At 62.4% G+C, this 12,790-nt stretch carries 9 protein-coding genes and 5 pseudogenes; 3 read left to right on the top strand and 11 right to left on the bottom strand.

Going from position 1 to position 12,790, the window contains the following annotated elements; all coding sequences use genetic code 11:
* Positions 1-59: 59 nt before the first annotated feature.
* From ureC to urtA, 8 genes and pseudogenes are all read right to left on the bottom strand, one after another.
* On the bottom strand, positions 60-1,766 hold the full coding sequence (gene ureC, locus HV670_RS06925) for an urease subunit alpha (protein WP_175104002.1): 1,707 nt from the start codon (positions 1,764-1,766) through the stop codon (positions 60-62).
* Between the two features lie 13 nt (positions 1,767-1,779).
* Positions 1,780-2,085: an urease subunit beta gene (locus tag HV670_RS06920; RefSeq protein WP_175104001.1), complete on the bottom strand. Its 306-nt coding sequence runs from the start codon at positions 2,083-2,085 to the stop codon at positions 1,780-1,782.
* Between the two features lie 75 nt (positions 2,086-2,160).
* Positions 2,161-2,463 carry an urease subunit gamma gene (locus tag HV670_RS06915; protein ID WP_175104000.1) on the bottom strand — a complete coding sequence of 101 codons (303 nt, stop codon included), beginning with the start codon at positions 2,461-2,463 and terminating at the stop codon, positions 2,161-2,163.
* A 155-nt stretch (positions 2,464-2,618) separates the two neighbouring features.
* A complete protein-coding gene (locus HV670_RS06910) occupies positions 2,619-3,452 on the bottom strand; it encodes an urease accessory protein UreD (RefSeq protein ID WP_175104097.1) in 834 nt (277 codons plus the stop codon).
* Between the two features lie 226 nt (positions 3,453-3,678).
* Positions 3,679-4,314: pseudogene (locus HV670_RS06905) on the bottom strand (ATP-binding cassette domain-containing protein).
* A gap of 45 nt (positions 4,315-4,359) precedes the next feature.
* Positions 4,360-5,188 (bottom strand): annotated as a pseudogene (gene urtD, locus HV670_RS06900) (urea ABC transporter ATP-binding protein UrtD).
* A gap of 50 nt (positions 5,189-5,238) precedes the next feature.
* Positions 5,239-5,906, bottom strand: a pseudogene (locus tag HV670_RS06895) (ABC transporter permease subunit); the annotation flags it as partial.
* Positions 5,907-6,089: 183 nt separating this feature from the next.
* Positions 6,090-7,260: pseudogene (gene urtA / locus HV670_RS06890) on the bottom strand (urea ABC transporter substrate-binding protein); the annotation flags it as partial.
* Positions 7,261-7,722: 462 nt separating this feature from the next.
* On the opposite strand from urtA, the gene aptA reads away from it, so the two are divergent.
* Complete coding sequence (aptA, locus tag HV670_RS06885; protein ID WP_425511392.1) at positions 7,723-9,054, top strand: omega-aminotransferase AptA; 1,332 nt, start codon at positions 7,723-7,725, stop codon at positions 9,052-9,054.
* 9 nt (positions 9,055-9,063) lie between these two features.
* Positions 9,064-9,354 carry a nucleotidyltransferase family protein gene (locus HV670_RS06880; protein WP_175103999.1) on the top strand — a complete coding sequence of 97 codons (291 nt, stop codon included), beginning with the start codon at positions 9,064-9,066 and terminating at the stop codon, positions 9,352-9,354.
* A gap of 191 nt (positions 9,355-9,545) precedes the next feature.
* On the opposite strand, the gene HV670_RS06875 is transcribed toward HV670_RS06880, so the two are convergent.
* A complete protein-coding gene (locus tag HV670_RS06875; protein ID WP_246257092.1) occupies positions 9,546-10,742 on the bottom strand; it encodes a helix-turn-helix transcriptional regulator in 1,197 nt (398 codons plus the stop codon).
* 159 nt (positions 10,743-10,901) lie between these two features.
* Here HV670_RS06875 and HV670_RS06870 point away from each other — a divergent pair.
* Positions 10,902-11,695: pseudogene (locus tag HV670_RS06870) on the top strand (tetratricopeptide repeat protein); the annotation flags it as partial.
* Positions 11,696-11,751: 56 nt separating this feature from the next.
* Here the strand turns inward: HV670_RS06870 and HV670_RS06865 are convergent.
* Positions 11,752-12,087 carry a rhodanese-like domain-containing protein gene (locus HV670_RS06865; protein WP_175103997.1) on the bottom strand — a complete coding sequence of 112 codons (336 nt, stop codon included), beginning with the start codon at positions 12,085-12,087 and terminating at the stop codon, positions 11,752-11,754.
* Between the two features lie 2 nt (positions 12,088-12,089).
* Positions 12,090-12,743: a protein-L-isoaspartate O-methyltransferase family protein gene (locus HV670_RS06860; RefSeq protein ID WP_175103996.1), complete on the bottom strand. Its 654-nt coding sequence runs from the start codon at positions 12,741-12,743 to the stop codon at positions 12,090-12,092.
* Positions 12,744-12,790 lie beyond the last annotated feature (47 nt).

Here is a 12,790-nt window from a genome sequence, read left to right as displayed (position 1 = left end):
GGAACCGTCCTTGCGCCCGACCTGCATTTCAACACCACACGCCAGCCTGCGCGCCCCGCTTAAAACAGGAAATACCGCTGCGCGAGCGGCAGCGATTTTGCCGGCTCGCAGGTCAGCAACTCACCGTCGGCGACTACCTGATACGTCTCCGGGTCGACCGTGATCTTCGGCTGCCAGCTATTGTGAATCATTTGCGACTTGGTGACATCGCGGCAATTCTTGACCGCGACCGTCCGCTTGGCGAGGCCATAGCGATCGGCGATACGCGCATCGAACGCCATCTGCGAGACGAAGGTCAGCGAGGTGCGCCCGAGTGCGCCGCCGCGCGTCGCGAACATGTCGCGATAGTGAACCGGCTGCGGTGTCGGGATCGACGCATTCGGATCGCCCATCAGCGCGACCGCGATCATGCCGCCCTTGAGGATCATGGTCGGCTTCACGCCGAAGAACGCCGGGTCCCAGAGCACGAGGTCGGCCCACTTGCCCGGCTCGATCGAGCCGACTTCATGTGAGATGCCGTGCGTGATGGCGGGGTTGATCGTATACTTCGACACGTAGCGTTTCACGCGAGCATTGTCATGCCGCGCGGTATCGCCGCTGAGGCTGCCGCGCTGCACTTTCATCTTGTGCGCGGTCTGCCACGTGCGCATCACGACTTCGCCGACGCGGCCCATGGCCTGCGAGTCCGACGAGATCATCGAGAGCGCGCCGAGATCGTGAAGGATGTCTTCCGCGGCGATCGTCTCGCGGCGAATCCGCGACTCGGCGAATGCAATGTCCTCGGCGATCGACGGGTCGAGGTGATGGCAGACCATCAACATGTCGAGGTGTTCGTCGAGCGTGTTGACCGTGTAGGGCCGGGTCGGATTGGTCGACGACGGCAGCACGTTCGATTCGCCGCAGACCTTGATGATGTCGGGCGCATGGCCGCCACCCGCACCTTCGGTGTGATAGGTGTGGATCGTGCGTCCCTTGAACGCGGCGACCGTCGCTTCGACAAAACCCGCTTCGTTGAGCGTGTCGGTGTGGATCGCAACCTGCGTGTCCGTTTCATCGGCGACCGACAGGCAGCAGTCGATCGCGGCCGGCGTCGTGCCCCAGTCCTCGTGAAGCTTGAGCCCGATTGCACCCGCGGCGATCTGCTCGACGAGCGGCTCCGGCCGGCTCACATTGCCCTTGCCGAGCAGGCCGATATTGATCGGCCAACCATCGACCGCCTGAAGCATGCGTTCGAGATGCCACGGACCCGGCGTAACGGTCGTCGCATTGGTGCCCGTCGCGGGACCCGTGCCGCCGCCGAGCATCGTCGTGATGCCGGAGGCAAGCGCTTCGTCGATTTGCTGCGGGCTGATGAAGTGGATATGCGAATCGATGCCGCCCGCGGTGACGATCTTGCCCTCGCCGGCGATCACTTCGGTCGCCGCGCCGATCGCAATCGTCACGCCGGGCTGGATGTCGGGGTTGCCCGCCTTGCCGATCGCGGCGATCCGGCCGTTCTTGAGGCCGATATCTGCCTTGACGATACCCCAGTGATCGATGATCACCGCATTGGTGATGACCGTGTCGACGACTTCGCCGGAGGCGCGCTGCGACTGGCCCATGCCGTCGCGGATCACCTTGCCTCCGCCGAACTTCACTTCCTCGCCGTAGATCGTGTAGTCGCGCTCGATCTCGATGAACAACTCGGTGTCGGCGAGGCGCAGGCGGTCGCCGGTGGTCGGACCGAACATTTCCGCATAGGCGCGGCGGCCGATCTTGAGAGCCATGGTCAAATATTCCTCAGAGCTTGCCCATCACCTTGGCATTGAATCCGTAGACGATCCGGTCGCCGGACAGCGCAACCAGCTCGACCGTGCGTTCCTGTCCCGGCTCGAACCGCACCGCGGTGCCCGACGCGATATTGAGCCGGAAACCGCGCGCCTGCTCGCGATCGAATGTGAGCGCGGGATTCACTTCATAGAAATGGAAATGCGAGCCCACCTGAACGGGGCGGTCGCCGGTATTGGCAACCGTCACGCTCGTGGTCGGCCTGCCTGCGTTGAGTTCGTGCTCGCCGTCGTCGGTGAGCAGTTCGCCGGGAATCATGTGAAAGCTCCAGTCGGTGGCGCCGCCGGGGGCCGCCTTGCGCCTGTGGCGGGCGGTCGCGCGGGCACGGCAGTGTCAGGAAATCGGGTGATGCACGGTCACGAGCTTGGTGCCGTCAGGGAAGGTCGCTTCGACCTGGACGTCCGGGATCATTTCCGGAATGCCGTCCATGACGTCGTCACGCGTGAGCAGGGTCGTGCCGTAGTGCATGACTTCGGCGACGGTCATTCCGTCACGGGCGGCTTCCATCAGTGCCGCGCTGATCAGCGCGACGGCTTCCGGGTGGTTGAGCTTAAGCCCGCGCGCGCGACGCCGTTCGGCGAGCAGCGCCGCGGTGAAGATCAGCAGCTTGTCTTTTTCGCGAGGCGTCAGGTTCATCGGAGGGGACCGCAACGCAAGAGTGAGAGAAGGGCGATCGTATCATTTGGACACGATTGGAAGTTATTCGGCCGCATATGTTCAGGGTATGGCGCTAGCATTTTGTGTTGCGCAGCAGCATGACGCGTCGTGCCGGCATCAGTGATGACTGTCGTTCACGTGGTCCAGAGTCGCAGCGGCTGCGCGGGAACGCCATGAACCAGCGGGCGCAGCCGAAGCCAGCAATCGACCAGCAAAGCCTGGAGCGATTGCATCGACGCGGCGACGACCCGTACGAGCAGCACGTTGCCGGGCAGGCAGCTCACACCTGCGCGCAGCGCATCTTCGTAAGGCAGGCTCGCACCGAGTGTTTCGGCGAGCTCGGGCGTGCAGGCCGGCCCCACGGCCCAAAGCGTACCGAACGCGGGATACCCGCCGAGCGCCTGCGCGGCCGTGCGCAGCGGCGAGGCGGAGTCGAGCACCGCGCGTTCAAACCAGAGCAGTTCTCCTTGCGCGCCGACGATCCGGCTTTCGGCACGCAGTGCGGCATTCGTCCATTGTTCGCCCGCCGCGTGACGCCCGAGTTGGGTGACGTCCCAGCCGAGCGCTGTCGCGCCTTCGGCGAGGGTCAGCGTGAAGTCGAGCGAAACATCAGCCGAATCGAAGATCAGATTGTTCTGTGGCAGCCAGTCGAGCTTCGCTCCGGATTCGAGCCTGAGCGCGATTGCCTGGCTGGCACGACGCTGATTGGCCTTGTACCACTTCGTCGCACCCGGGGTGGTCAGCAGGGCGTGGCTGTGCGCGCCCAGTGTCACGTCGATCGCCAGCGCATCGCCTCCCGCAACGCCGCCGGGCGGGTGAACCAGCACCGCATGACAGATCGATTCGCCTTCGGGATAGAGCGGCTTCTGCACGCGCAGCGGCCCCTCGTGCTTGCGGTGCGCCAGCACAGTGCGTGTACCGTGCCGCTCGAAGCCAAGCGAGAGGTGGCCGTGCCAGCGTGGGTCCATACCTGCACCCGCACCCGCACCCGCACCGCCAGTATTTGCGAGGCCATCGGCATCGGCCGGTGCTCCAAAAAAACCAGGGTTGCGCAATCGGTCGTCCCGCCCGGACGACGTGAGGGAAACAGCGGACTCGGCAGGAACGTTCATCGGACAACAGGCGCGCGGCAAAGGAGAGGGATGAACATTATCAGGCAATTGAGGGTGCAGCGAGGCTTCAGACTGCGATCATCTACCGTATCCCCGCCTGATCCATGTCGCTGCCCGCGCCACCCGCGACGATCTCGCCGCGGCTCATGACCCAGTAGTGATCGGCGAGCTCGCGTGCAAAATCGTAGTACTGCTCGACCAGCAGGATCGTCATGCCGTCCTCGTTGACAAGCCGGCGCAAAGTCCTCCCGATGTCGCGGGCAACTGCGGTTCGCTCATGAGCGCGCGGCCGATCGCGAGCTGCTGCTGGCCGCCCGACAGATCGCCGCCGCGGCGCGCGCGCGTGTCCTTGAGCACAGGAAAGAGTTCATAGATCCGCTCCGGAATCGTCTTGGCGCGCTTAGGCAGACTGGCCGCGCCGACCAGCAGGTTCTCCTCGACCGTGAGACGCGGAAAGATGTGGCGCCCTTGCGGCACGTAGGCGAGCCCGCGTTCGACACGGCCATACGGAGGCAGGCCGCTCAGCACCTGGTCGCGCCATTTGACGTGGCCATTCTTCGCCTGCACGACACCCATCAGGCAGCGCAACAAGGTGGTCTCGCCCTACGCCGTTGCGGCCGAGCAGCACGGTGAGCTTGCCGGCGGGCGCCGTCATCGTCACGTTGCGCAGGATGTGGCTGCCGCCGTAGTACTGATTCAATGCGTCGATTTCTAACATCGTCTTCGTCCTTGCTGGGTAGCGGGTGCCAGACACCCGGCTTGGTTATCGGCCCAGATAGGACTCGATCACTGTCTCGTTGCGCTTGACCGCATCGAGCGTGCCTTCGGCGAGCACGCTGCCTTCGGCCATCACTGTCACGCGGCCATGTTCGCCGGACAGCGCGGCGACGAATTCCATATCGTGTTCGACACCATCATCGAACACGTGCCGCGCAGGCGGTCGAGCAGTTCCGCAAGCTGCATCGTCTCGTTGTCGGTCATGCCGGCGGCAGGCTCGTCGAGCAACAACAGCTGCGGACGCTGCATCAGCAGCATGCCGATTTCGAGCCGCTGCTTCTGGCCATGCGAGAACTCGCCCGTCTGGCGATAGGCTTCAGCTTCGAGATGCAGCAGCGCCAGCGTGCTCTCGATGTGTTCGCGCGCATCGGTGGTGAGACGCGCGCGCGGCGAGGCGAGCCAGCCGCGGCTGTCCTCGTTCGGCAAGCGCATGGCGAGTTCGAGGTTTTCCCAGACCGGGTGCTGTTCGAAGACCGTCGGCTTCTGGAATTGCGGCCGACCCCGCTCATCGCGATCTGCGGCTCGTTGAACCGCGTCAGGTCGATCGACTGACCGAGAAAGACGCTGCCCGAGTCGAGCCGCGTCTTGCCGGTGATCACGTCCATCATGGTGGTCTTGCCCGCGCCGTTCGGGCCGATTACGCAGCGCAGCTCGCCTGTGTCGATCGACAAGGTGAGCTTGTTGAGCGCACGGAAACCGTCGAAGCTGACCGTCACGTCCTCGAGATAAAGGATCGGGCCGTGCGAGGTATCGATCGAATCAGTCGACACGACATGGCCGAGGCCCGTTGTGGTCGCGCTCGTACGACCTTGCAGCGCATCGTCGAGCGTCGTGTCGAACGATTCTTCGAGCTTGGGTTTGAGCGTCATCGTCCACCCCGCTTGCGGCTCAGCAGCGCCGAAATGCCCATGATGCCTCTGGGCAGCAGGAGAGGAACGAGCACGAAAATCAGGCCGAGGAAGAACAGCCAGTACTCGGGGAAATTGGCCGTGAAGTAGCTCTTCGCGCCGTTCTCAGCAAACGCGCCGATGATCGGACCGATCAAGGTGCCGCGGCCGCCGACGGCGACCCAGATCGCCATTTCGATCGAGTTGCCGGGCGACATCTCCGACGGGTTGATGATGCCGACCTGCGGCACATAGAGCGCGCCCGCGATGCCGCACAGCACGGCCGAGAACGTCCAGATCGCAAGCTTGTAGGCAAGCGGGCTGTAGCCCAGGAACATCAGGCGCGATTCGCCGTCGCCGATCGCCGTGACGGACGCGGCCGAGCTTCGACGAGACGATCGCCCGCCGCGAGGTAGGTCAGCACGAGCAGCGCGAAGGTCAGCAGGAATAGGATCGTGCGCGTGCCTGGATGGGTGATCGGCGCGCCGAGAATCCGCTTGAAATCGGTAAAGCCGTTGTTACCGCCAAAGCCCGTTTCGTTGCGGAAGAACAGCAGCATCGCGGCAAACGTCATCGCCTGCGTGATGATCGACAGATAGACGCCTTTGACGCGCGAACGGAAAGCGAAGTAGCCGAACACCCACGCGAATTGTTTCATCGCTCGGGTAAGGCATGGTCGGAGGGCCCGGCGATGGAACCGGCGGGGTGCTCCGACCACGGCAGAAAAACATGGACGCCCTGCATCTGTACCGGTGTTCGGCACAGTGCAGGCGCGCAGTGGGACGACCCTGCGCTTTACACTTCTTGCGTCATACTTCGGTCGAGCAGATCAGGCGGCGGGCAGACTGCCGAGCGGCGTGCTCGTCGAGCTGACCGTGTCCGGCTTCTTGTCGTCGCCGGGGATATACGGGCTCCACGGCTGCGCACGGACCGTCGTCTTGGTACGCCAGACGACGTTGAACTGACCATCCGCGCAGACTTCGCCGATCATCACCGGCTTGTGCAAATGGTGATTGCCGTCCATCTCGAGCGTGAAGCCGCTGGGTGCCGAGAACTTCTGGCCCATCATCGCGATGTGGACCTTGTCGACGTCGGTGCTCTTGGCTTTCTCGACAGCCTGTTTCCGCATATGCATGCCGACGAAAGTCGCTTCCATCGGGTCGTTGGTCACGCGCTTTTCGCCGCCCGGCAGATTGTTCTTCTTGACCCAGTCGGCGAACATCGCCTTGAACTTCGTGTTCTCCGGGTTCTTCAGCGACATGAAGTAGTTCCATGCCGCGAGGTTGCCGACCAGCGGCTTGGTATCGATGCCGCGCAGCTCTTCCTCGCCGACCGAGAACGCAACGACCGGTACATTCGTCGCCTTGAGACTCGCGTTGCCGAGTTCCTTGTAGAACGGTACGTTTGAGTCGCCATTCACCGTCGATCACACAGGTCTTGCCGCCCTGGGAGAACGTTTTGATGTTCGCGACGATGGTCTGATAGTCGCTATGGCCGAACGGGGTGTAGACCTCCTGGATGTCGGCGTCCTTGACGCCCTTCGACATCAGGAACGCGCGCCGGATCTTGTTCGTCGTACGCGGATACACGTAGTCAGTGCCGAGCAGGAAAAAGCGCGTGGCGCCGCCGCCTTCCGCGCTCATCAGGTATCCAGTGGGGGGGATCGCTTGCTGGTTGGGTGCGGCGCCCGCGTAGAACACGTTGCGGGACATTTCCTCGCCTTCGTACTGGACGGGATAGAACAGCAGGCCATTGATCTCCTCGAACACCGGCAGCATCGACTTGCGCGAGACTGAAGACTTGCGCGAGACTGAAGTCCAGCAGCCGAGGGTGACCGCGACTTTGTCCTGCGAGATCAGCTGGCGAGCTTTTTCGGCGAACAGCGGCCAGTTCGATGTTGGATCGACCACCACTGGCTCGAGCTGGCGACCCAGCACGCCGCCTGAGGCGTTGATCTGCGCGATGGTCATCAGCGCCGTGTCCTTGAGGGAGGTCTGGGATGCAATAGCAAGGGCCATGCCATTTGGCCGGATCCCAAGGCGGGCGGGGGTTTGCGGAGATTGTTCATGATCGCCCTGAGCGGCACTTGGCGGAGGGGCCGGACTTGGTGCGGGCGACGCACGCTGCTGGTGCTGCGCGTCGAGGGCGAGGTCTCGACGCGTGCGCTTCCTTGGTGCGCACCATCAAAGGCCGGAAGAGCCCATCGAGATCCCCCTTGAGCAAGGTTGCCCGGCCCGACCTTGTGCGCGATATCCATTGCGGTACTAGCGGGCTGACGGCCGAATTTTTTCCATCACTCTTCAGAGATGGCCTGCCGAACCGATGCGCCATGGATGTAAGATGGCTCTCTGCACAGTTGTGCGACAGCTACCACTACAGTTTGTGTCGAAGCGTGCGAATGCCCCTGTCTGTATTGACTCTGCATCACTAGACTCTGGCTAGCTAATCAACAAGGAGACGCCATGAACATGCGTGAAACGGGCAGCACAGTCGACCTCTCTGCCTTCTGGATGCCGTTTACAAACAACCGCCAGTTCAAAGAGGCTCCGCGTCTGTTGATATCCGCGAAGGGCATGTACTACCGGACCGACGACGATCGCGAGATCCTCGACGGCACGGCGGGGCTCTGGTGCGTGAATGCCGGACATTGCCGCACGGAGATCGTCGAGGCGGTCAAGGCTCAGGTCGAGCAGATGGAATTTGCGCCGACCTTCCAGATGGGCCATCCGAAGGCGTTCGAAGCGGCGACGCGGATCGCCGCGCATACGCCGGGCGATCTCAAGAAGATCTTCTTCGCGAACTCAGGTTCCGAAGCAGTCGACTCTGCGCTCAAGATCGCACTTGCCTATCATCGCGCGCGCGGCGAAGGCCAGCGCACGCGGCTGATCGGTCGTGAACGCGGTTATCACGGCGTGGGCTTTGGCGGGATTTCCGTCGGTGGGCTGGGACCGAACCGCAAGGCGTATTCGGGTCAACTGCTGCCTTCGGTCGATCATCTGCCGCAGACCTACAACCTCAAGGAACAGGCGTTCAGCAAGGGCCAGCCGACCTGGGGTGCGCATCTGGCCGACCAACTCGAGAGGCTCGTGACGTTGCACGATGCGTCGACGATCGCCGCGGTCATCGTCGAGCCGCTTGCTGGTTCGGCGGGTGTGCTGGTACCGCCTCAAGGTTATTTGCAGCGACTGCGTGAGATTTGCGACAAGCACGGCATCCTGCTGATTTTCGACGAAGTGATCACGGGCTGGGGTCGTCTTGGGGCGCCGTTCGCATCGCAGTATTTTGGCGTGACGCCGGACTTGCTGACGATGGCCAAGGGCACCAACAACGCGACTGTGCCGATGGGCGCCGTGGCCGTGCGCAACGACGTGCACGACACGATTGTGAACGGTGCGGCTGCCGGCATCGAGTTCTTCCATGGCTACACCTATTCGGGGCATCCGCTCGCCGCGGCAGCGGCAGTCGCGACGATCGACGTCTACGAGAAGGACAATCTGTTCGAGCGCGCCGCGAAGATCTCGCCGTACTTCGAGCAGGCCATCCATCGCTTGCACGATGCGCCGAACGTGCTCGACATCCGCAATCTCGGTCTGGTCGGCGGCCTTGAACTGAAGCCGCGTGAGGGCAAGCCGGGTGCACGAGGCTACGAGGTGTTCCTCAAGTGCTTCGAGAAAGGCGTGCTCGTGCGCTGCACGGGTGACATCCTCGCCTTCTCGCCACCGTTGATCGTCAACGAACAGCAGATCGATCACCTGTTCGGAACCGTGGCCGAGGCGTTGAAGGAAACGGCTTGAGGGTGCGTTGTGAGGCCATCGCTTGCTTTAGCTTCTCACCGCGATGCCGTTCGTGAAATGGTGTTACGTTTCAAGACAGCCAATCCGCGTGTGTTCGGGTCGGTTGTTCGCGGCGACGACAGTGATGAGAGTGACCTCGATCGCCTGGTAGACCCACTGCCTGGGACCACCTTGTTCGATCTCGGAGGCTTGCTGGTTGCGCTCGAAGAATTGCTTGGTGTTCGGGTGGATCTCCTGACACCTGGCGATCTTCCCGTGAAGTTCCGCGCTCGCGTGCTCGCGGAGGCGATGCCTGTATGACTAAACACCGCCTTGTCGAGTGTCTGGATCATCCGACGCGAAGGAGAAGAATTGGAAGGTCTAGACGATGAATGAACAAGAGGGGCGCTCCTTGCGGAAGCGCCCCTCTTTGTTTGTCGTCCTGGACTGCCTCGTACGGCATCGTCACATTGCCGGGGCGGTCGGGTAGGTGGGGCGATGAGACCAACGCGTCATCCGCTGATTTCAGCTGGCTCGTTGTGCCGGACACGTGGCAGCACCTGACCCCCCTCCATGGAAAGCGCCCGGAAATCCTGCGGCGCCATGTCGTAGGCCCGACGAAACGCTCGCGTGAAATCGGATGAACTCTTAAAGCCAAGTCCGTAGGCGATTTCCGTCACCGTCACGTGCGGATAACGGGCGAGTTCATCTGCCGCCTGCCGCAACCGGAGGTGCCGGATGTAAGCGCCAAGCCCACCTTCATGCTGAAACAGCCGATACAAGGTCGGGCGAGGCAGTTGCAGCGCATTCAGCACACTTTCGGGGGAGAGACTCTCGTTGCTCAGATTCGCCTGAATATAGCGTCGCACCCGGCCGAACATGGCTGCCCGCGCTGCCGCGCGGGCATTGCCGCTCAGGCCGGCCTGCTTGCCGAAGGCCGCGAGAAGGAGTTGGGCGCTCGTGCGGATGGCGCTATCCGCAACGCTGGCACCCATGCCCGCGATGTTCTGGCTGAGCGCCGTGACATGCTCGACGATCAGTCCCGTGAGGGGTGTCTCGTTTTGCATGGTGCGGCCATGGAGGGCCTCCGGGTCGGGAAACATCTCTTGCGCCAAAATGCCCGGCACGAAGAACGTGAGTACCCGGCAGGTGTTGCGCCGCATGCGCACAGGCTGCCCCATATCGAGCACGAGGATGCTTGCCGCGCCCGACGCGCGATTGCGTGGCGATGCGCGGACCGCGACATCGTCGACATCGCCTTCCAAAAACACGTGGAAAGCGTAGTCGCGAATGCTATCCCTCGAGATCCGGGTCAGCGAGCGCTCCAGCAACATCGAGTCAGACCGGCAATCGGTAAAAGCAAGTTGGCCGACGCCATAGCGATCAATTGATGCCCGGAACGGCTTCTCGAGATCAGAGAGTGAAGGCAGAACGTCGATCACATGGCCGACTCGATCTCGCCAAGCCAGCAAGGGCTGCTGCGGTGCTTTTGCCTGCACGTTGAAATGGCTATGAACAATTCCGGACTGTACTGGCGCGCCGAAATTAACTGTGCTGCTGCGGCTCATGCGAGAGATCCTGTGTCGGCATATGCCCAAAGTCAGCGGGCTCAACTTGAGTGACATGAAACCAGAATATCGGCATGGCGGCGAACCATTTTCAAAAAAAACGTGTGATTTCTTCGAAAACTGATACGCACGGTAAAGCATGTCGATCAAGATCTGGATATTCTGTGAGACGACCACGGCGGATCTAAACGCCGGGCCGGCGATACGCGTCTGTCTTTGCAATAGCGTGTGCCGCCCGCCGGGCACCCTATGGACGCAGTGGCACCTGCGCTTCTGCACTTACTTTCGATTGCCGATCTTATGTCGTTCCTATCCAGCCAGGAAATCCTGAGCATTCCCGACACGCTCGGTCACGCCCATGCCCACTGGAATACCGGCCGGGCCGACCAAGCTGAACGACTCTGCCAGCACGTGCTAGCCGCCTGGCCTGGTCAGGCCGATGCGCTGCATCTGCTTGGACTGATAGCGCACGCGTACGGCGATCTCGATGTCGCCATCGCACACTTGCGCCAGGCCTGCACGACACCGCACGCGCCGGCCGTCTATTCCAGCAATCTTGCCGAAATGTATCGCCAGAAAGGGCTGCTCGCTGAAGGCGAGGAGGCGGCGCGGCGGGCCGTGTCGATGGACCCGACGCTCGTGTCCGGCTGGAACAACCTCGGCATCATTCAACAGGAAACCGGCAAGCTTAAGGAAAGTCTCGCCTGCCTCGAACGCGTGGTTGGGCTCCAGCCTGGTTGGGCAGAGGCGCACAACAACCTGGCTAATACGTTCAGACGCCTGGGCCGCATGGATCGCGCCGAACGGCACTACCGTCAGGCGCTGGCTCTGAATCCTTCATACGCCGAGGCGCACAAGAATTTGGCATCCCTGCTCTCATCCCAGGGTCGCTACGACGAGGCGGCGACCGCTGCGCAGCGGGCAATCGAACTCAGTCCGCGTGTTGTCGATGCGTATCCGAACCTGACCGAAGTGGAGACATCCCGCCACCTCCGCGCCGCCGCTTTGGGTGCGCTCGACATGCTGCGAGCTTTCGCGCCACAACATCCGGCGGGGCTGTGGCACGCGTGAAGGCGTTCAGGCACATCGAGCGCCTTATCGTCACCAAGGTAGCGTGACAGAGCGTCTCGGGCCGGTCTGCCTCAAGCGATCAGTACGTTTTCATCTCCGGATCAATCTGTCGTGCCCAGCCATCGACACCTGTTTGCAGATTGAAGACGTTCTTGAAGCCACGCGATTCGAGAAACATGGCGGCCTGGGCACTGCGGCCGCCATGATGGCAGATGCAGACAATTGGCGCGTCTTCATCGAGTTCGGCGCTGCGGCCGGGGACCTCGCGCAGGGGGATCGTCACCGAGCCCGGAATCTTCGCGAGTTCAAATTCCCACGGTTCGCGCACATCGAGCAGGACAGGGGTGCCGCGTGCGGCACTGCTTTCGGCTTCGGCAAGCCATTCGGCCAGTGCCGACGGTGTGATTTGCTGCATGCTCAGAACTTGAAGTGCGATGGTTCGACCGCGTTGATCAGCGGCTCGATATACGTTTCGAAAACATCTTCGACCCGGTATTCGGCCTCGCCGATGCGTGTGATGATCTGCGCCTTCTGCACCGGCAGCACGCCGACATATGCCGCGAGACGGCCACCGATCTTGAGCAGGCCAAGCAGTTCCTGCGGCAGCACGGGCAGGCCGCCCGATATGCAGATCACGTCGAACGGCGCACCGTCGGACCAGCCGCGCGACCCGTCGCCTTCGACGACCTCGGCGTTCGTCACGCCGTTTGCAACAAGGTTTTCGCGCGCGAGGGTCACGAGTTCGGGCTTGATGTCGACCGTCAGCACATGGCGGGCGCGATGCGCGAGCAGCGCTGCCACATAGCCGGAACCGGCGCCGATCTCGAGTACGCTTTCATGTTTCTTGACCGCGAGTTCCTGAAGCGTACGGGCCTCGATGCGTGGCTGCAGCATCTTCTGGTTGGCGGGCAAGGGAATTTCCAGGTCCGCGAACGCGATATTCCGATAGGCCGCCGGCACGAAGTTCTCGCGCTTGACGATCGATAGCAGATTCAACACATCCTGGTCCAGCACATCCCAAGGACGGATTTGCTGCTCGATCATGTTGAAGCGCGCTTGTTCGGTGTTCATGATGATGGCTGTAGAGGATTTCGCGGTGGAAGACCGACAGTAATTGT

Source organism: Pararobbsia alpina (assembly GCF_902859895.1).
In the GTDB taxonomy this organism is placed as follows: Bacteria; Pseudomonadota; Gammaproteobacteria; order Burkholderiales; family Burkholderiaceae; genus Pararobbsia; species Pararobbsia alpina.
Note: the sequence above shows the minus strand (reverse complement) of the source record. Positions and strands in the feature narration are given on the sequence as shown.

Bases quoted from the DNA above. Each gene is read 5' to 3' on its own strand.
- HV670_RS06910 (WP_175104097.1), bottom strand. From the start codon at position 3,452: ATGGACCCACGCTGGCACGGCCACCTCTCGCTTGGCTTCGAGCGGCAC.
- ureC (WP_175104002.1), bottom strand. From the start codon at position 1,766: ATGGCTCTCAAGATCGGCCGCCGCGCCTATGCGGAAATGTTCGGTCCG.
- HV670_RS06865 (WP_175103997.1), bottom strand. From the start codon at position 12,087: ATGCAGCAAATCACACCGTCGGCACTGGCCGAATGGCTTGCCGAAGCC.
- HV670_RS06860 (WP_175103996.1), bottom strand. From the start codon at position 12,743: ATGAACACCGAACAAGCGCGCTTCAACATGATCGAGCAGCAAATCCGT.
- HV670_RS06920 (WP_175104001.1), bottom strand. From the start codon at position 2,085: ATGATTCCCGGCGAACTGCTCACCGACGACGGCGAGCACGAACTCAAC.
- HV670_RS06915 (WP_175104000.1), bottom strand. From the start codon at position 2,463: ATGAACCTGACGCCTCGCGAAAAAGACAAGCTGCTGATCTTCACCGCG.
- HV670_RS06875 (WP_246257092.1), bottom strand. From the start codon at position 10,742: ATGCTTTACCGTGCGTATCAGTTTTCGAAGAAATCACACGTTTTTTTT.
- aptA (WP_425511392.1), top strand. From the start codon at position 7,723: ATGAACATGCGTGAAACGGGCAGCACAGTCGACCTCTCTGCCTTCTGG.